Source organism: Mycobacteriales bacterium (assembly GCA_035550055.1).
Classification (GTDB): domain Bacteria; phylum Actinomycetota; class Actinomycetes; order JAFAQI01; family JAFAQI01; genus DASZTV01.
This window is the reverse complement of record DASZRO010000049.1, coordinates 1-18946: the sequence shown is the minus strand read 5'-3', so window position 1 is coordinate 18946 and position 18946 is coordinate 1. Positions and strand designations below refer to the sequence as shown.

Annotated in this window: 21 protein-coding genes; 18 read left to right on the top strand and 3 right to left on the bottom strand. The window is 69.2% G+C overall.

Annotation, left to right across the window (positions count from 1 at the left end; translation table 11 throughout):
- Positions 1-74 precede the first annotated feature (74 nt).
- The 6 genes from katG to VG899_07795 all read left to right on the top strand — a co-directional run bounded on the left by katG (position 75) and on the right by VG899_07795 (position 7256).
- Positions 75-2255, top strand: coding sequence for a catalase/peroxidase HPI (gene katG, locus VG899_07820; protein HWA66261.1), 2181 nt, complete (start codon positions 75-77; stop codon positions 2253-2255).
- 46 nt (positions 2256-2301) lie between these two features.
- A complete protein-coding gene (locus tag VG899_07815) occupies positions 2302-3777 on the top strand; it encodes an alkaline phosphatase family protein (GenBank protein HWA66260.1) in 1476 nt (491 codons plus the stop codon).
- A 73-nt stretch (positions 3778-3850) separates the two neighbouring features.
- Positions 3851-4879 (top strand): alpha/beta hydrolase, encoded by a 1029-nt coding sequence (locus VG899_07810; GenBank protein ID HWA66259.1) that lies wholly within the window; start codon positions 3851-3853, stop codon positions 4877-4879.
- Positions 4880-4891: 12 nt separating this feature from the next.
- The gene (locus VG899_07805) at positions 4892-5485 is read left to right on the top strand and encodes a carboxymuconolactone decarboxylase family protein (protein HWA66258.1); all 594 of its coding nucleotides are present in this window, start codon (positions 4892-4894) and stop codon (positions 5483-5485) included.
- A complete protein-coding gene (locus tag VG899_07800) occupies positions 5482-6468 on the top strand; it encodes an NAD-dependent epimerase/dehydratase family protein (protein HWA66257.1) in 987 nt (328 codons plus the stop codon). The genes VG899_07805 and VG899_07800 overlap by 4 nt, the downstream gene beginning before the upstream one ends.
- Positions 6469-6470: 2 nt before the next feature.
- Positions 6471-7256 carry an SDR family oxidoreductase gene (locus tag VG899_07795; GenBank protein HWA66256.1) on the top strand — a complete coding sequence of 262 codons (786 nt, stop codon included), beginning with the start codon at positions 6471-6473 and terminating at the stop codon, positions 7254-7256.
- A gap of 4 nt (positions 7257-7260) precedes the next feature.
- Here VG899_07795 and VG899_07790 read toward each other — a convergent pair whose 3' ends face one another.
- Positions 7261-7482 carry a hypothetical protein gene (locus VG899_07790; GenBank protein HWA66255.1) on the bottom strand — a complete coding sequence of 74 codons (222 nt, stop codon included), beginning with the start codon at positions 7480-7482 and terminating at the stop codon, positions 7261-7263.
- Positions 7483-7520: 38 nt separating this feature from the next.
- Here VG899_07790 and VG899_07785 point away from each other — a divergent pair, with 38 nt between their 5' ends.
- The 6 genes from VG899_07785 (at position 7521) to VG899_07760 (ending at position 14021) form a co-directional block, all read left to right on the top strand.
- Complete coding sequence (locus VG899_07785; GenBank protein HWA66254.1) at positions 7521-8015, top strand: MarR family transcriptional regulator; 495 nt, start codon at positions 7521-7523, stop codon at positions 8013-8015.
- Positions 8012-9664, top strand: coding sequence for a chloride channel protein (locus VG899_07780; protein HWA66253.1), 1653 nt, complete (start codon positions 8012-8014; stop codon positions 9662-9664). Before VG899_07785 ends, VG899_07780 begins: the two co-directional genes overlap by 4 nt.
- Before the next feature lie 111 nt (positions 9665-9775).
- On the top strand, positions 9776-10870 hold the full coding sequence (locus tag VG899_07775) for an SUMF1/EgtB/PvdO family nonheme iron enzyme (GenBank protein HWA66252.1): 1095 nt from the start codon (positions 9776-9778) through the stop codon (positions 10868-10870).
- Positions 10867-11925: a dihydrodipicolinate reductase gene (locus tag VG899_07770; GenBank protein ID HWA66251.1), complete on the top strand. Its 1059-nt coding sequence runs from the start codon at positions 10867-10869 to the stop codon at positions 11923-11925. Before VG899_07775 ends, VG899_07770 begins: the two co-directional genes overlap by 4 nt.
- A gap of 49 nt (positions 11926-11974) precedes the next feature.
- Positions 11975-12715, top strand: coding sequence for an SDR family NAD(P)-dependent oxidoreductase (locus VG899_07765; protein HWA66250.1), 741 nt, complete (start codon positions 11975-11977; stop codon positions 12713-12715).
- A gap of 34 nt (positions 12716-12749) precedes the next feature.
- On the top strand, positions 12750-14021 hold the full coding sequence (locus VG899_07760; GenBank protein HWA66249.1) for a cytochrome P450: 1272 nt from the start codon (positions 12750-12752) through the stop codon (positions 14019-14021).
- Here the strand turns inward: VG899_07760 and VG899_07755 are convergent.
- On the bottom strand, positions 14018-14140 hold the full coding sequence (locus VG899_07755; protein ID HWA66248.1) for a hypothetical protein: 123 nt from the start codon (positions 14138-14140) through the stop codon (positions 14018-14020). The genes VG899_07760 and VG899_07755 overlap by 4 nt on opposite strands.
- A 54-nt stretch (positions 14141-14194) precedes the next feature.
- On the opposite strand from VG899_07755, the gene VG899_07750 reads away from it, so the two are divergent.
- The 6 genes from VG899_07750 to VG899_07725 all read left to right on the top strand — a co-directional run bounded on the left by VG899_07750 (position 14195) and on the right by VG899_07725 (position 18636).
- Complete coding sequence (locus tag VG899_07750) at positions 14195-14518, top strand: hypothetical protein (protein HWA66247.1); 324 nt, start codon at positions 14195-14197, stop codon at positions 14516-14518.
- Entirely contained in the window at positions 14515-14892 is a 378-nt protein-coding gene (locus VG899_07745; protein ID HWA66246.1) for a hypothetical protein, read from the top strand. The genes VG899_07750 and VG899_07745 overlap by 4 nt, the downstream gene beginning before the upstream one ends.
- Before the next feature lie 146 nt (positions 14893-15038).
- Positions 15039-16094 (top strand): ferredoxin--NADP reductase, encoded by a 1056-nt coding sequence (locus VG899_07740; GenBank protein ID HWA66245.1) that lies wholly within the window; start codon positions 15039-15041, stop codon positions 16092-16094.
- Between the two features lie 2 nt (positions 16095-16096).
- The gene (locus VG899_07735) at positions 16097-16531 is read left to right on the top strand and encodes a nuclear transport factor 2 family protein (protein HWA66244.1); all 435 of its coding nucleotides are present in this window, start codon (positions 16097-16099) and stop codon (positions 16529-16531) included.
- A 10-nt stretch (positions 16532-16541) separates the two neighbouring features.
- Complete coding sequence (locus tag VG899_07730) at positions 16542-17672, top strand: acyl-CoA dehydrogenase family protein (GenBank protein HWA66243.1); 1131 nt, start codon at positions 16542-16544, stop codon at positions 17670-17672.
- Positions 17673-17688: 16 nt separating this feature from the next.
- Positions 17689-18636, top strand: coding sequence for an acyl-CoA dehydrogenase family protein (locus VG899_07725; protein ID HWA66242.1), 948 nt, complete (start codon positions 17689-17691; stop codon positions 18634-18636).
- Positions 18637-18729: 93 nt separating this feature from the next.
- On the opposite strand, the gene VG899_07720 is transcribed toward VG899_07725, so the two are convergent.
- Positions 18730-18946 (bottom strand): methyl-accepting chemotaxis protein (locus VG899_07720; protein ID HWA66241.1); only part of this gene is annotated, 217 nt, incomplete at its 5' end.

The window sequence follows — 18946 nt, the reverse complement described above, 5'->3', positions numbered from 1 at the left end:
CGATGTCGGATCGCGATAGGCATTGAGAAGCGATCTCATTTAGCGCCAACGGGGGTCGGACGAGAGGAACCGAAGTGTCTGAAAGCGAGAACCCGGCGATCCACGCTCCTGAGCCGTCAGCTCATCGCCCGCGGAGCAACCGGGACTGGTGGCCCAACCAGCTCGACCTGTCGGTCCTTCACAAGCACACCCCCGAGTCCAATCCGATGGGTGCCGACTACCGGTACGCCGATGAGTTCAACAAGCTCGACGTCGAGGCGCTGCGCAAGGACCTCGTCGAGCTCATGACCGACTCCCAGGACTGGTGGCCCGCCGACTACGGCCACTACGGACCGCTGTTCGTCCGACTCAGCTGGCACGCCGCCGGGACCTACCGGATCGCCGACGGCCGCGGCGGTGCGGGAAGCGGGCAGCAGCGATTCGCGCCGCTGAACAGCTGGCCGGACAACGCGAGCCTCGACAAGGCCCGCCGCCTGCTGTGGCCGCTGAAGAAGAAGTACGGCAAGGCGATCTCCTGGGGCGACCTGTTCGTCCTGGCCGGCAACGTCGCGATGGAGTCCATGGGCTGGAAGTCGTTCGGCTTCGCCTTCGGCCGAGAGGACGTCTACGAGCCGGAGGAGATCATCTGGGGTCCGGAGGACACCTGGCTCGGCGACGAGCGGTACGCCGGCGACCGCGAGCTGCAAGGCCCGCTCGGCGCCGTACAGATGGGCCTGATCTACGTCAACCCGGAAGGCCCGAACGGCAACCCCGACCCGTTGCAGTCCGCGCGGGACATCCGCGAGACCTTCGCGCGGATGGCGATGAACGACGAGGAGACGGTCGCCCTCATCGCCGGCGGTCACACGTTCGGCAAGGCGCACGGCGCGGGCAACCCCGACCTCGTCGGCCCCGAACCCGAGGGCGCCCCGCTCGAGATGCAGGGCCTGGGCTGGAAGAACCAGAACGGGACCGGCAAGGGTGGCGACGCGATCACGAGCGGGCTCGAGGGAGCCTGGACCAACGAGCCGACCAAGTGGGACAACGGGTTCTTCGACAACCTGTTCGGCTACGACTACGAGCTGACCCGCAGCCCGGCGGGCGCGCAGCAGTGGACGCCGAAGAACCCCGAGGCGAAAGACACCGTGCCGGACGCGCACGACCCGGCGAAGCGCCACGCGCCGATGATGTTGACCAGTGACCTCGCGCTGAAGCTCGATCCGATCTATGCGCCGATCTCCAAGCGCTTCCACGAGAACCCGGAAGAGTTCGCGCTCGCTTTCGCGAAGGCCTGGTACAAGCTGCTGCATCGCGACATGGGCCCGGTGTCGCGCTTCCTCGGACCCTGGGTCGCCGAACCGCAGTTGTGGCAGGACCCGGTCGACGCCCCACAGGGAGCGCCGCTCGACGCTTCGGACATCGCCTCGCTCAAGGCGAAGATCCTCGACAGCGGGCTGTCGGTGTCCGACCTCGTGAGCACCGCGTGGGCGTCGGCGGCGAGCTACCGCGACACCGACAAGCGCGGCGGCGCCAACGGCGCACGGATCCGGCTGGCGCCGCAGAAGGACTGGCCGGCCAACGACCCGGGCCGGCTGGCGAAGGTGCTGCCGGTCCTCGAGGGCATCCAGGCCGAGTTCAACAGCGGCGCGAAGCAGGTCTCGCTCGCCGACCTGATCGTGCTCGGCGGCTGCGCGGCAGTCGAGAAGGCGGCGGCGGACGGCGGCCACCAGGTGAGCGTGCCGTTCTCACCCGGCCGCGGCGACGCCACTCAGGAACAGACCGACGTCGACTCCTTCGCGGTCCTCGAGCCGAAGGCGGACGGGTTCCGCAACTACCTCGACGGCGACATCAAGGTCTCGCCCGAGACGTTGCTGCTGGACCGCGCGTTCATGCTGTCGCTGAGCGCACCCGAGATGGTGGTGCTGATCGGCGGGCTGCGCGTCCTCGGCGCCAACACCGGCGGCGCGGCCCACGGCGTCTTCACCGACCGGGTCGGCACGCTGTCGAACGACTTCTTCGTCAACCTGCTCGACATGGGTGTCTCCTGGCGTACCTCCGCGAGCGACCCCAACGTGTACGAGGGCACGAACCTGGCCAGCGGCGAGGTCACGAGGACGGCGACCGCAGTCGACCTGGTCCTCGGAGCGAACTCGCAGTTGCGAGCCATCGCCGAGGTCTACGCGCAGGACGACTCCAAGGCGAAGTTCGCGCGGGACTTCGCTGCCGCCTTCGGCAAGGTCATGAACCTCGACCGGTTCGATCTCCCCGACCGTTAACGGCTTCCTCGCCACGCGGCAAGCCGGGTAGCGCACAATCTGCACTGTGTCGCTGCCTCGACGTTCGTTCCTCAAAGGCGCGGCCGTCGCGTCGGGTGCCGTCCTGCTCGGGCAGCGTCTCGACGCGATCCCCGCGATGCCGGTGCGGACCCTCGGGCCGATCTCGCTCGACTCGGTGACGTCGGTAGCCGGCCGTTCGCCCATCGAGCACGTCGTCGTGGTGATGATGGAGAACCGCAGCTTCGACCACTTCATGGGCTGGCTGCCCGGCGCGAACGGCATCGGGGTCGGGCCGGACGGCAAGGTCGTCGACGCGGAGCGCTACGAATCCTTCCGGTTCATTGACCGCTCCGGCAAGGCGCATCGGATCTACCACAACACGCAGCTCAACGCCTGCGGCGAGGCCGACCAGGACCACGGCTACACGGGCGGGCGGATCCAGTGGAACCGCGGACGGATGAACGGGTTCGTGCAGGACCCGGAGAACACCACGCTGGCGCTGAGCTACTACCTCGCCGATCAGCGGCAGTTCTCCTCGCCGCTCGCGATGCACTACACGACGTGTGACAACTACTTCTGCTCCTACCTCGGCCCGACCTGGCCCAACCGGTTCTTCCAGCACTCGGCACAGACGGACCGGCAGAACGACACGGTGAAGCCGGACTCCTCGAACGCCCTGTATGCGCCGTCGGAGATGGCGACCATCTGGGACCAGCTCAACACGCCGGGTGGCCCAACCGGTCGCTACTACTTCAGCGACGTCCCGTTCCTCGCCCTGTGGGGCCTGAAGCATCTCGCGATCGCCGCGCCGTACGCCGAGTTCCTCGCCGATGCCGCCAGCGGGACGCTTGCGAACTTCACGATGGTGGACCCCCGCTTTGCCGGCGAGGGACAGGGCATCTCCGGCGACGACCATCCGCTGTCCGACCTGCGGGCCGGAGACGCCTTTCTGTCCGAGGTCTTCCACGCCCTCGCGAACAGTCCGGTCTGGGACAAGACGCTGCTGGTCATCAACTACGACGAGTGGGGCGGCTTCTTCGACCACGTCGCGCCGCCCCTGGCCGCACCGGGCAACCAGATCCTGGACACGCAGGACGTCGTGCGTGACCCGAGGACCGGACACATCACGCGGGTGCTGACCGGGTTTCGGGTGCCGTGCATCCTGGCCTCGCCGTACACCAAGGGCCACCCGGACAAGCCGCGGATCAGCTCCGTTGCCTTCGACCACGCCTCGGTTTTGCGCTTCGTCGAGTGGAACTGGAGCCTGCACGCGATGACGCCACGAGACGCGTCGATCCCGTTGACCGGCGCGTCGACCAGGCGCCTGTCGAATCTTCGTTACGCGTTGGACTTCGCCAACCCGCAACCGAAGGTGCCGGACCTCCCGCACGCGACGCCGTTCCTTTCGAGCGGGTGCGAGATCCCGGTGCTACCCGCCGGCGGCATACCGCTTGCGACACCGACCGCTCGCCCGGCGTGGGACGCCTTGCGCAAATCAGGGCTAATCGACGGCTGGCTCTGACGGCGGCGACGCGCATGTGCCATTCGCCCAGTCGGCGGCCGCACGCTACCCGCGCGCCTCATACGCTGCCCGCGTGACAGATCTCGCCGAGCAGTGGCGCAGCAAAGGCAGCTCCTTCTCGTGGTCGCCCGGCAGCAATGTGCCGGCGGTCGACGTCTTCCACGTCGAGATCGGCGATCCGGCCAACCCGCCTCTGTTGCTGGTCCACGGCTTCCCGACGTGCTCGGTCGACTGGTTCGCCCTCGCCGACATGCTCAGCGACCGCTACCACGTCTGCGCCCTCGACTTTCCCGGCTACGGGTTCTCGGCCAAGCCGCAAGGGTGGGGCTACCGGCTCGGCCGCGACGCGCAGCTGCTCGACCACTACCTCGCTGAGGTCGTCGGCAACGAGTCGGCGATCGTCGTGTCCCACGACCGGGGCACGAGCGTGTCGCTGCTGCACACCATCAATGCGGCGTCCGGGCGGACACGTACGACGGTCGAGCACCTCGTGCTCACCAATGGCAACATCTTCCTGCCGCTGTCGCACCTCACCGACTTCCAGCGGCTGATCCTCAACCCCGACAGCGCCGCGGCGGTCCTGGAGGTCGTGACCGCGGATCTGCTCGCCGCGGGGATGGGGCAGGCCACGTTCTCCCCGCCGCGCGACGGCGCCGACCCGGAGATCCAGGCACTCGCCACAACGTTCGCCCACGACGACGGCATGAAGGTGCTGCCCGAGACCGTCCAGTACCTCGTCGAACGTTCCGAGCACGAGACCGAGTGGCTGGAGACGCTGGGCACTCTGGACGTCCCGACCACGGTGATCTGGGGGATGAACGACACCGTCGCCCCACCGCGAGTAGCGCTGCACGCATGGGACGACTTCCTGATGTTCAAGCCCGGCCGCAACCGGATCTATCTGGTCCCCGACGCCGGCCACTACCTGCAGAACGACCGGCCCGACGCGGTCCTCGCTGTGCTGCAGCACGCGCTGGACCCTGACAGCGACGGCGCCGCCGGACCGCTCGAGCACGTCGCCGGCTCGCCGGTTCTCATCGACAGCTCGCGCCCGACGATGCCGATCAGCTCAGAGGTCCTTGCGGGCACAACGAGCGGCTGAGATGTTTGGGGGATGCCGATCATCGAGCCGATCCCGATCGAGGATCTCCCCCCGCGCTCCCGCGAGATCATCGAAGGCGGGTACGCCGACGGTCTCTACGCGACGACACTGCCTCTGCAGGTGTTCGCGTACAACTCCCAGCGACTCGAAGCGACCCACGCAAAGCGGCTGACCATGGGGGCGGGCAACCTGCTCGGCGGGCGGATCCTCGAGCTGTTGCGGATCCGCAGCGCCCAGCTCGGGGAATGCCAGCCGTGCATGCAGTCGCGCAAACACGACTCGATCACCGACGAGGACGTGACGGCCTGCCTGGTCACCGAGGACCGCAGCGGGATGGACCCGCAGGAGCGCATGGCGCTGGAGTTCCTCGACCTGCTCTCCGCCGACCACCACGCCCTGGACGCCGACTTCTACCGCGCGCTCGCCGAGGTGTTCACGACCGCGCAGATCGTCGAGCTCGGCTTCTCGTGCGCCGAGATGATGGGCACTCACCGGTTCGTGCACACCCTCGACATCTTCGGTACGGCGCCGCCCGCGCTGCCGTTCTCGGCCGACCAGATCGACACCCGACACGAGGCGAGCCAGCCAGTCCCTGCCGCACAGTGAGCACGGTCTTCGTCACCGGCGGGACCGGCCTCGCCGGCGCCAACATCTGCGAGCAGCTGATCCGTCGCGGCGACGCCGTCCGGGCGCTGGTGCGCAACCCCGACGAGGCGCATGCCCTCGCCGGCATCGGGGTCGAGCTGGCCCAGGGCGACATCACCGACGCCGATGACGTCCTGCGCGCGTCGAAAGGATGCGAGGCCGCGATCCACAGCGCCGCGCTGCTCGGCGGTGCCAGCCAGGACATCGAGGACTTCCGCGCCGTCAACTACCAGGGGACCGTCAACGTCCTCGACGCCGGCCGCGCCCACGGGATGCGGCGCGTCGTCGCACTCAGCACCAGCACCTTCTTCGACCTCACGGTGGCGGGCGAGCGCGAGGACGCGCCGGTCCTTGCCGAGCCGCCACAAGATCCCTACACCGTCACCAAGCTGGCGGCGTTCGAGGAGACGCATCGCCGAGCCGCCGCCGGCGAGGACGTCCTGACGTGCCATCCCGGCGCGATCTACGGCCCCGGCCTCGTCGTCGAACGCGCCCTGCACCGCACCAGCTTCAACCGCGTCCTGCTCTCCGCGATCCGCGGCAAGATCACGGCGTACCTCCGCTTCCCGGTCACCTGGGTCGCTGCTGCCGACGTCGCTACGGGATCGATCGCCGCGCTCGACCGGGGCACTCCGGGAGCCCGGTACTGGCTGATGGGACGCCCCGAGGACGAGCTGAGTACGGCGGAAGGCTGCAACGTCGCCTGCGAGATCGCCGGCGTCGAGCACCGCGTCGCCGACCTCGACCTGCGCTCCGCGACGCCGGAGCAGCTGGCGATGTTCGGACCGACGTTGTGCGCCATCGCCGAGGCTGCCGCCGGCGAGGCGCGCCCGCCGCGCGGCGCTGACAACCCGACGAGGGCAGCGCTGGGCTACGCCCCGATGAGCATCTCCGAGGGCATGACCCGTTTCGTCGACTGGCTGCGCGCGGTCGGAAGGCTGTGACGTTGAACGACCGCGTCGCGATCGTCACGGGCGGCGCACGCGGCATCGGCGCCGCCGTCGTTGCGACCCTGGCCGCGAGCGGCGCCAGGGTCGTCGTCGCCGACATCGATGAGCCGGGCGCGCAAGCGGTCGCCGGCGAGGTCGTGGCCGCGGGAGGCGAGGCGAGCGCCATCCCGGTCGACCTCGCCGACGAGTGGAGCATCGCCGCCCTGGTCGCCGCGACCATCGACCGCTACGGGACGATCGACGTGCTCGACAACAACGCCGCGCTCACCGACGCCGCCGTCCTCGCCGAGGACACCGAGATCGCCGACATCGCGGCGTCGGTCTGGGATCGCGCTTTTGCCGTCAACCTGCGCAGCCAGTTCCTGATGACCAAGCACGTCGTGCCCCACATGGTGCGCAGCGGCCGCGGCTCGATCATCAACATGTCGTCGGGTGCGGCGTGGAAGGGCGACCTGATCCGGACCGCCTACAGCGCCTCGAAGGCCGGCGTCGAGTCGCTCACCCGCTCGACCGCGACGCAGTACGGCCGTTCCGGCGTACGAGCCAACACGGTCGTCCCGGGCCTGATCCTGACCGACGCGGCCCGCGCCGGCATTCCTGCGGATCTGCTCGCCCAGTACACGACGCGGACGCTGACACCCTTCGTCGGCGGGCCTGGTGACGTGGCGGCGCTCGTACGGTTTCTCGCCTCCGACGAGTCGGCCTACATCACCGGGCAGACGATCGTCATCGACGGCGGCATGTCAGCCCACTCCGCAACGCTTCCCGGCCTCGCGACCTGACGCGTCAGTGGTGCAGGGCGTGTAACGCCTCGTCGAGATGCCGGTGACGGCAGTGCCAGCACAGCTCGCGGTCGTTGCCGGGCGTGAGCTTGCGGTGCCCGCACAACGCGTGACGGGGACTGCTGTGTGACGACGCGACGCTGAGCAGGCCGAGCCACTCCATGTAGACCGACGCGGCAAGCAGCGCTGCCCCGAGTACGAAGATGACCGCCAGCAGAGGGTCCATCAGCAAGTCGCCTCCTCAGATGCATGCATAATGCATCTATGCCCACTGTACGGCAAGTTCGCACCTCCGAGGCAGAAAGTGATGCCCTCACCGACGCCGTCCTCGGGTTGAGCCGGGCGCTGGTCGGGATCGCGCTCCGTTCGGTCCACGAGGAGTCCCCGGACCTGACTCTCGTGCAGTTCCGGGCGCTCGCCACGCTGAACGACCACCCTCGGCTGCGGGTGTCGGACCTCGCTGCGCTACTCGACGTGAACAGCTCGACGGCGACCCGCATGGCTACCCGCCTGCAGCGCAAGAACCTGATCACGGCCACCGCCGACGAAACCGATCGGCGGGCGACCCGATTGGCGATCACCCCGAGCGGGCGCACCGTCGTCACGTCGGTGACGGCGCGCCGCCAGGCGGTCATCTCGAAGATCGCCAAGCGGATCCCGGCCGACCAGCGCGACACGATGGTGGACGCGATGCGCACCTTCACCTCCGCCGCCGGCGAGGGACCCGAGGCAGAATGGACGCCGGGATGGCACCGGTGACAGATGAGGCTTCCGACGGCGAACAGCTCGACTCGGCGGCGACCGAGGTCCGAGACGTCAGCCATCTCGGCGACTTCAGCGCCACCCCGCGACTGCTGCTGATAGCGGCTCTGGCCCTGCCGATCGGCGCGGTGAGCGCCTGCGTGTCCTGGGCGTTGCTACGGCTGATCGGCTTCATCACCAACGGCGTGTTCTACCACCGCCTCGACACCTCTCTCGTCGCGCCGGACAGCCACCATCACAACCCTGCGCTGGTCCTGCTGGCACCGGTCGCCGGCGGACTCGTCATCGGGTTGATGGCCCGGTACGGCTCCGAGCGGATTCGCGGGCACGGCATGCCGGAGACGATCGAGGCGATCCTGATCGGCGGCAGCCGGATCCAGCCGAGAGTCGCCGTGCTCAAGCCGGTCTCCTCGGCGATCGCGATCGGCACCGGCGGTCCGTTCGGCGCGGAGGGCCCGATCATCATGACCGGGGGTGCCATCGGTTCGCTGTTCGCCCAGCTGCTCCATCTGACCGCCGACGAGCGGAAGACGCTGCTGGTCTCCGGCGCGGCCGCGGGCATGGCGGCGACGTTCAACACGCCGCTCGCCGCGGTCCTGCTCGCCGTCGAGCTGCTGTTGTTCGAGTGGCGCCCGCGCAGCTACGTCCCGGTGGCATCCGCCGTCGCCGTCGCGGCCGCCGTACGCCGGCCGCTGCTCGGCAGCGGGCTGCTCTTCCCGGTCCACGGCGCCCTGCACATCACCGCCGTCAGCTACCTGCTGTGTGTCGTGTCGGGCGTCGGCTCGGCGATCCTCGCCGTGATCGCGACCGTCCTCGTCTACGCGTCGGAGGACGGCTTCCGCAAGCTGCCGATCCACTGGATGTGGTGGCCCGCGATCGGCGGGTTGATCATCGGCCTGGGCGGTCTGGCAGTGCCGCAGACGCTCGGGGTCGGCTACAACGTGATCGACGCCGAGCTGACCGGGTCGATCGGGCTTGGGCTCGTCGCGGGCGTCCTCGTCGTGAAGACCCTGATCTGGTCGCTGTCGCTCGGTTCCGGGACCTCCGGCGGCGTACTCGCCCCGATGTTCATGATCGGTGGTGCGCTCGGCACGCTCGAAGCGCACATCTTCCCCAGCGTCGGGCCGGGCTTCTGGCCACTCGTCGCGCTTGCCGGCGTCCTCGGGGGCGTGATGCGCTCGCCGTTCACCGGAGTCGTGTTCGCCGTCGAGCTGACCGGACGTTTCGACGCGATCCTGCCGCTGCTGATCGGCGCGTCGGTGGCGTTCGGCGCCTCCGTGCTCGTCCTCAAGCGATCCGTGCTGACCGAGAAGATCGCGCGGCGCGGCTACCACCTCTCGCGGGAGTACGACGTCGATCCGCTCGAGACCGCGTTCGTCGGCGACGTCATGAGCTTCGACCTCGACGGTCTCGACGGCGCACCGGCGGTCTGCACGGACGACACGCTGCGCCAGACCGCGTATGTGATGGCGGAGGAACACCAGACCCGCTGTGCCGTCGTCACCCGCGCCCGCCCGGACCACGTGATCGGCTCGATCGACCTCGCCGACCTGCTGGTCGGGCGCCGCCGCGACCTGCACGAGATGGCGTACGCCGAGCGGGTGATCCGAGTGCGACTGCCGGGCCGGTCGTGGCGGCGCAGCTGAGACCACGCGCGTCGTACCGAGGGCGCTAGACAGCCGGGCTCGGATGGTGTGTGCTGAGCGACCGCACAGCACGCATCGGGAGGGGCTTTGAGGCGACGTTGGGCTGCGGCCGTGGCGTTCGGGTTGGCCCTCGCGGCCTTCGACGGGCCAGCCCTAGCGGCGCCGCACCGGCCGGCCCCGCTCCAGCGGGTGCACTACGACTGGGTCCGCATCGGCGATCCGGGCAACCCGCCTGACACCACCGTGATGGCCAGCGACCGCACCACGGGCTACGGCTCGGTCGCCTACCCGTACCGGATCGGGAAGTACGACGTCACCAACACGCAGTACGCCGCGTTCCTCAACGCTGTCGCCTCGACCGCAGACCCGCACCTGCTGTTCTTCCCCTGCATGAACCGGTCGCAGTGCTACCACGAGGGCAGCGGGATCGCGCGCACCGGCGGCCCCGGCCACTACCACTACGTGGTGCAGCCCGGCCGCGGCCAGATGCCGGTCAACTACGTGAACCTGTTCTCCGCGATGCGCTTCGCGAACTGGATGAACAACGGCCAGGGCGATGCGAGCACCGAGCACGGCGCGTACCTGCTCGACGGCAACGGGATCGTCCCGACCAACCTGTTGGACATCCATCGCACGCCCGGCGCCAAGGTCTTCCTGCCCAGTGAGAACGAGTGGTACAAGGCGGCGTACTGGGACCCGCGCAAGCAGCGCTACTACGCCTACCCGGCCGGCTCGGACCGCCCCATGACCTGCGCGCTGCCCACCGCCAAGCCCAACACCGGCAACTGCGCGCTGGTGACGGCGTACGCGAACCCGGCCAACCCGGGCGTCCGCGGCGTGGCCGCGTGGTTCTGGAACGACGAGACGCCGGTCGGCGCCTACTCCGGCTCACCGAGCCCCAACGGGACCTACGACCAGGGCGGTGACGTCTTTCAGTGGACCGAGGACTTCACCGACGCCGTGATCGACCAGTACCAAGCCGGCGCGGCGATCGCCCCGCTGACCGACGCGCTCGACTCGTTGATCGGCTCCCCGTTCACCCCCGGCTTCGGCCCGCTCGCCGTGGTTCGCGGCACCGACTTCGGAGACGCCGGGTCCTACAACGCGTCGTCGAGCCGGTCCTGCGACGTCGCCGCCGACCCGTTCGAGACCTACGGCTTCCGCCTGGCCGCCACCATTCCCAGCAACCCGAAGGAGCAGCGGTGAACCCTGGAGATCGCGTCTACCGCGTGGTGCAGTGGACCACCGGAAACGTCTCGCGGCAGGCGATCCGCGCAATCCTCGAGCGTCCGGATCTCGAGCTGGTCGGCGTCTACGCCTTCAGCAAGGACAAGGTCGGCAAGGACGTCGGCGAGCTGGCCGAGCTCCCAGAAGCGGTCGGCATCACCGCAACGGACGACATCGAAGCGCTGATCGCGCTACAGCCGGACTGCGTGCTGCACATGCCGCTTCATCCTGACGTGGACCAGATGATCCGCCTCCTCGAAGCGGGCATCAACGTCCTCACGACGGCGTCGTTCCTCACCGGTCGGGCGTACGGCGGCGACGCACGCGCCCGCCTCGACGCAGCGGCCAAGGCCGGCGGCGCGAGCCTGTTCGGCAGCGGGATCAACCCCGGCTTTGCCGACTACCTCGCCGCCGTCGCCTCCGGCGTCTGCCGGCAGGTCGACTACGTGCGGATCCTCGAGTCCTTCGACATCGGGACGTGGGCGGGCGATGCCAATCAGGACGAGCTCGGGTGGGGCCGACCCGCCGGAGACCCCAGCCATGCCTTGGACATCGAAAAGGCGACGGCGCCGTTCGGCGATGCGGTGGAGGCCCTCGCCGAGCTGCTCGGCGCCGACGTCGACGCGATCCGCTGCGAGGTCGGCTTCGCCCACGCCACCACCGATCTCACCGTGCCGAACCGTGACGTGAGGGCCGGAACGGTTGCGGGCATCGACGCGAAATGGTTCGGGTCGCGGGCCGGCACCGACTTGATCGAGGTCAACGTCCGCTGGACGATCACGCCCTTCCTCGACCCTGCCTGGGAGATCGCGATGGCCTACCTCATCGAGGTCCGCGGCCACCCGCAGGTCAACCTGCGCGCCGAGGTGCTGCCGCAGGACTTCGAGTCGATGTCACTCGACGAGATGCTCGCGATCGGCTCGGTCATCACCGCGATGCCGATCGTCAACGCGATTCCCGCCGTCGTCGGGGCGCGACCTGGCATCGTGACCTACGCCGACCTGCCGGCACAGGCGTCCCGCTTCGCCCGATAGGCTGCTGAGCACTTGCACAGCATCCGACGTACCGCCCCGAGGAGTTCAGGTGAGTCGTGTCGCGGTCGTCACCGGAGCAGCGTCCGGCATCGGCTTGGGGATCGCCCGCCGGCTGGCCGCCGACGGTGACAAGGTCGCGCTGCTCGACGTAGCCGGCGAGGCGGCAGAGGCGGAGGCGGCGAAGCTGCGCTCCACCGGGGCCGAGGCGATCGGCGTCCCCTGCGACGTCGCGGATCGCGCCGCCGTCGCGGCGGCCTTCGACAAGGTCCGCGCCGATCTCGGCCCGGTCACCGTCCTGGTGACCTCGGCGGGAGTCGAGGCCTTCGAGCCCGCGTCCTCGCTGTCCGCCGAGTCGTGGGACCGGATCATCGCGATCAACCTCACCGGCACGTTCAGCTGCGTGCAGGCGGCACTCGGCGACATGCTCGAGGCCGGCTGGGGCCGCATCGTCACGATCTCCTCCTCGAGCGCGCAGTCCGGCGCCCCCCACATGGCGCACTACGCCGCGTCCAAGGGCGGGGTGATCGGGCTGACCAAGGCACTCGCCAGAGAGCTCGCCTCGCAACAGATCACCGTCAACACGATCCCGCCGTCGCTCGTGGACACCCCGATGGCGCGCGGCGCGGAGGCGAAAGGCCTCGTCAGCGTCGAGGCGATGGCGGCTCACGTGCCACTCGGGCGCGCCGGCACGCCCGAGGACATCGCTGCGGCGTGCGCGTTCCTGTGCTCGGAAGAGGGCGGCTACATCACCGGCCAGGTGATCGGCGTCAACGGCGGCATGTACATCTGACCTGCTCGTGCAGTACTAGCGGAAGGCAACACCAGTGACCGACCTCTCCGACGTCGACTTCTTCGCCGACCAGTCGCTCAACGAGGACCCGTACCCCTACTACGACGCGCTTCGCGCAAAGTGCCCGGTCACGCCGATCCCCCACCACGGCGTGGTCGCGGTCACCGGGTACGACGAGGCCAACGAGGTCTACCGCGACAACGAGACGTTCAGCTCGTGCAACTCCGTGATCGGTCCGTTCGCCACCTTCCCGGTGCCGCTCGAGGGTGACGACGTCAGCGCGATCATCGACGGGCACCGCCACGAGCTCCCGATGTTCGAGCACATGGTGACGATGGACGCGCCGGACCACACCCGCGAGCGCGCACTGCTGATGCGCCTGATCACGCCGCGGCGGCTACAGCAGAACGAGGAGTTCATGGCGCGGCTCGCCGACGCCCAGCTCGACACCTTCCTGGCCGACGGCAAGTGCGAGTTCATCCGCGCCTACACCCAGCCGTTCGCGCTCCTCGTCGTGGCCGATCTCCTCGGCGTGCCCGAGGAGGACCACGAGGCGTTCCGGCAGGGCTTCGGCTACGGCAACACCCCCGGCGTCCTCGGCGACAGCGAGGGCCCGAACATGCTCAACGCGCTGGCGTGGTGCGACGAGATGTTCACGAAGTACATCGAGGAGCGGCGGGCCAACCCGCGTTCGGACGTCCTCACCGATCTCGCCCTCGCGAAGTACCCCGACGGCGCGACGCCGGACGTCGTGAACGTCGTACGCAGCTCGACGTTCCTGTTCGCTGCCGGGCAGGAGACTACCGCTCGGCTGCTGGCGGTCGCACTGAAGTACCTCGCGGAGAACCCGGAGCTGCAGGACCAGCTGCGCGCCGACCGCACGCTCATCCCGGACTTCATCGAGGAGGCGCTGCGCATCGAGAGCCCGGTGAAGGCCGACTTCCGGCTGGCGCGCCGCACCACCTCGATCGGCGGCGTCGAAGTGAAGGCCGGTACGCCGGTGATGCTGCTGAACGGTGCCGCGAACTGGGACCCGAAGCGCTACGAGTGCCCGAACGAGTTCCGTGTCGGCCGCCCCGGCGGCCGGTCACATCTCGCCTTCGGGCGCGGCGCGCACACGTGCCCTGGCGGACCGCTGGCTCGCGCCGAGGGGCGGATCAGCGTCGAGAAGGTGCTCGACCGGATGCGCAACATCCGGCTCTCGGAGGAGCATCACGGGCCGGCCGGCGCCCGGCGGTTCAGCTACGAGCCGACCTGGGTGCTGCGCGGCCTGAGCGCCCTGCACATCGAGTTCGACCCGGCCTAGGTCCGCGACGACGCAAGGGCCTCGGGCACAATCGACTCGTGGATCCCGAACTCGCGCGCGTTCTGCGAGATGCCGATCCGGTTGCGGTGGGACAACGAATCCGTGACAGGTGCCTTCACCGCTGACGGTGTATCCGTAGTGAATGGTAGTCATACAGTCGTTAGCATTGGAGTATGAGCGGTCGTAAGGAACGGCTGACGGTCACGGTCGACCCAGATCTGGTCGCAGCAGGAAACGACGCCGTGGCCTCGGGGCTGGCCGACTCACTGAGTGGTTGGGTGAACGAGGCGCTCGCGACACGGGCGGCGCGTGACCGACGGCTGACCGCGCTCGCCGCGGCCGTTGCTGACTACGAGAGCCAGTTTGGCGAGATTTCGCCTGCGGAGATCACAGACCTGAGGCGCACCGACCAGGCCACCGCGGTCGTGGTGCGCGGACGACGCTCCCGCACCCCTCGCGCGGCGACGACGAAGCGAACCCGTCGAGGCGTTGCGTGAGACTTGTGCTGGACAGCGGTGGCCTCATCGCAATCGAGCGCGGCGACCGAGCGATGTGGATTCGCCTGAAGAGCGCGCTGCTTGCGCAGTCAGTGCCGATCACTCACGCCGGCGTGCTCGGACAGGTGTGGCGGGGAGCCCCACGTCAGGCACGGCTTTCGCAGGCTCTGGCGGGAATCGACGTCCGCCCACTCGATCAGGACCTCGGTCGGCTGTCGGGCGAGCTGCTCGCCGCAACGCGGACTAGCGACGTAGTCGATGCCGCACTCGCCCTCATCGCCGAGGATGGCGACGAGATCCTGACATCCGATCCGGACGACATCGCAATCCTCGTCGGCGCGGCAGAGCGTCACGTCGAGATAATCCGTGTCTAGCTGGCCGCTCGAGCGGGCGCGGGCAAAGCGCTAAGTCGGACACTGCGGCAGGGCAATGCCACATTGCCCTATGGGAGGGAGCCATAGGGCGAACTCATCCGGCACGACCTGACCGTGCAGCGGAAATGGGATTATCGTTTCCGATTATGGGCGTCTCACATGACCGCGGCTACCACCCGCTGCCGGTCAAGCGGGTGAGCGTCGAAATCCCGGACGCACGGTCGTACACCCTCGACGTCCCGCCTGCCCTGGCGACCGCGTTCCGCTACGAAGCCGGGCAGTTCGTCACCTTCCGGGTGCCGATCGGCGATCGGACCTTCTACCGCTCCTACTCGATGTCCTCGGCACCGGCGGTCGACGACGAGCTGACCGTGGTCGTCAAGCGGGTGCCCGACGGAGCGGTGTCCAACTGGATCAACGACTCGCTGCACGAGGGCGACTCGATCGACTCCAGCGTCCCGGCCGGCGTGTTCCGACTCGGTCCGCAGGACCGCAACCTCGTCGCGTTCGCGGCGGGCAGCGGCATCACCCCGATCTACTCGATCCTCAAGACCGCGCTCGCCACCACGAGCCGCAACGCGCAGTTGCTGTATGCCAACCGTGACGTGGACTCGGTGATCTTCGACAACGGGCTCGACGAGCTCGCCGCGACTTATCCCGGACGACTGCTCACCACCCATCACCTCGACAGCGACCGTGGCTTCGTCACCGCGGCCGACATCGAGCCGTTCATCGACGCCGCGCTCACCGCCGACGTGTTCATCTGCGGGCCGGCGCCGTTCATGGACCTGGTCGAGTCGACGCTGCTCACCCGCGGGGTGCCGCAGCAACGGATCCACATCGAACGGTTCACCGTGACGCCGGCCGACGACGCCGAGCAGGCCGCCGCGTACGCCGCACCGACCGCGGACACCGGCGACCGAGCGCAGGTGACGATCGAGGTCGACGGCAGGACCGCCACCACTACCCATCACCCGGGCGCCACGATCCTGCAGACCGCCCGGCAGATGGGCATGACGCCGCCGTTCTCCTGCGAAGCCGGCAACTGCGCGACCTGCATGGCCAAGCTGGTCGAAGGCGAGGTCAAGATGCACGTCAACGACGCGCTGTTCGACGACGAGGTGGCTGACGGCTGGATCCTGACCTGCCAGTCGGTGCCGACCACGCCTACCGTGCACGTCATCTACGGATACGAGGACTAGTGATGCCTACCCTGCCGGTCGAGGACGTCATCGAGCTCGAGCAGCTGCTCGCGAAGTACGCCGTCGGCATGACCCGCGACGACGTCGCGTCGGTGGTCGAAGTGTTCACACCGGATGGCACCTACAGCGCGTTCGGTGAGGTCTACGCCCTCGCCGACTTCCCGGCGCTGGTCGCGGCGGCACCGAAGGGGCTGTTCATGGTCGGGCCACCTCAGCTCGCCCTCGACGGGGACGAAGGCACCGGCATGCAGCCTCTGTGCTTCGTCGACCAGTCCAACCACGACATGCGCATCGGCTGGTACACCGACACCTACCGGCGTACCGCCGACGGTTGGCGGCTGGCGACCCGCTCGATGACGTTCCTGCGGCGCAGTGGCGCCCGCGACGCGGGCAAGGCCCACGACCCTCGCCGGCCGGCGCCGGGTGCCGGCGCCTAGCCTGCCTGCGATGGAGCTGACCGAGTTCCGCAACGGACTCGAGGCGTGGCTGGAGGCCAACCTCGACGAGCTGCGTCCGGCCCACGGCGCGACCGCCTCGCTCGCCGATCACGTCGCGCAGGTCAACAAGGTCAAGCGGCTGACCTACGACGCAGGCTGGGCACGGTGGGGCTGGCCTGCGGAGGTCGGCGGGCTCGGCGGTGACAACCTGTGCCGCGCCTGTCTCGCCGAGACCCTGGTCATGCGCGACCTGGTGCAGCCCGGGCCTTACTGCATGACCGAGGTGCTCGCCCCGACGATGATCGGCTTCGCCTCCCGTGATCTGGCGGCGCAGATGGTTCCGCTGTTGCTGCGCGGCGACGAGACCTGGTGCCAAGGGTTCTCCGAGCCGTCGACCGGCAGCAACCTCGCCGCGCTGACGTGCGCGGCCACCCGGACCGGCACCGGCTGGCGGGTCAACGGGCAGAAGGTGTGGACCAGCTACGCGCAGTTCGCGCAGCGGTGCGTGCTGCTGACCCGGACCGGTGACGCGGCGTCGCGGCACCAGGGCATCACCGCGCTGTTCGTCGACATGGACTCCCCCGGCATCACCGTGCGACCGCTGCGCACGATGCACGGCGTGGACGAGTTCTGCGAAGTCTTCTTCGACGACGTCGAGGTTCCCGCCGAGCGCACCCTCGGCAACGAGGGTGACGGCTGGGCCGTCGCCATGGACCTGCTGCCGTACGAGCGCAGCACGTCGCTGTGGTTGCGTGGCGCGTACCTCTCGCAACGGCTGCAACGCCTCGTCGAGACCGCCGACCCCGAGCTGCTCGAACCACGCGACCTCGGTGCCGTCGTCGAAGCGCTCTATGCCTTCCGGGCGCGCTCGCGCGCCACGCAGCACCGGCTTGCCCGCGGCGAGAAGCTCGGCGCCGAGACCTCGATCGACAAGATCCTGCTCGGCACCGCCGAGCAGCTGGTCTACGACCTGGTCGCCGCAACCGTGCCCGAGCAGGTCCTGCTCGCAGACGACGTACGCAGCAACGACTGGCGGGCCGAGTTCCTCTACTCCCGGGCGGCGACGATCTACGGCGGCACCTCGGAGGTGCAGCGCAACATCGTGGCGCGGCGCCTCCTCGACCTGGGAGCCGACGCCTGATGGGCCCGGTCTCGTGATGGACAGTGCGGAGCTTCGGCTGTTCACCGACGCGTTCCGGCAGTCCCTGACGCGTCAGGAGGACGGCGTCGACGAAGCGCTCGCCGCGATGGACTGGCGGGCCGCCCTGGCTGACGATCCCGCCGCCGCGACCCGCGCGGTGTTCGGCGTACTCGGCGAGCTGAACGCTGGCTCCAGCGCACTCGACGACGTGCTCACCTTCGCGCTGGGTCTCGACCCGTCCACCGAACGCGCGGTCGTGCTCCCGCCGATCGGCAGGCACACACCGCCCGCGACGTACGACCGCGCCCAGCTGACCATCCGCGGACTGGCGAGCGCGCGGGTCGACACGGCGACCGAAGTCCTGGTCGTCGTCGACGGCGGCAAGCAGCATTTCCTGTGCCGGCTGCCGGCCGGTGCGGTCGAGCCGACGCCGGTGCACGGCATCGACCCGGGCGGCGGCTGGCGTGCGGTGCACGGCCAGGTGACGGTGAGCGAGATCAAGGCGGTGTCCTGGGACGAGGTCGTCGCCGCGGGTCAGCTCGCCCTCGCCCAGCAGCTCACCGGCGCTGCCCGGGCCATGCTCGGTCTCGCCCGAGAGCACGCGGTCAGCCGAAGCCAGTTCGACCGGCCGATCGCCTCGTTCCAGGCCGTCCGCCACAAGCTCGCCGAGTCCCTCGTCGCGGTCGAGGGCGCCGAAGCGGTGCTGGATGCCGGCTGGTCCGATCGGACCCCGTTCGCCGCGACGATGGCGAAGATCGCCGCCGGAACCGCTGCCAGGACCGTGGCCAAGCACGCCCAGCAGGTCCTCGCCGGGATGGGCTTCACCAGCGAGCACCCGTTCCACCGCTACCTGAAGCGAACGATGCTGCTCGATGCGCTGCTCGGCTCGAGCGCCGCGCTGCGCCGGGAGGTCGGCGCCGCCGTCGTGGACCGCCGCGCTCTGCCGCCGCTCTTGCCCCTCTAGCGGGCTGTCGGCCCCAGCCCCGCCGAGCCCAACGCTGTTGGTCTTTCAACCCCTGCTGAAGGACCAACTACGTTGGGCTCGGCGTAGGGAAACCTAGGCGACCTTGAACTGGGCGATCGAGGCGCGGAGCTCGGCTGCGAGGTTGTTGAGCTGCGCGGCGGCCGCCGCAGCCTGCTTGGACCCGACCGCGTACTGGCGAGACACGTCCGAGACCTGGGTCATCGCCGAGACCACCTGATCAGACGCCGAACGCTGCTGCTGCGTGGCCACCGAGATCTCCTTGGCCGCAGTCGTCGTCTCATCCACCATC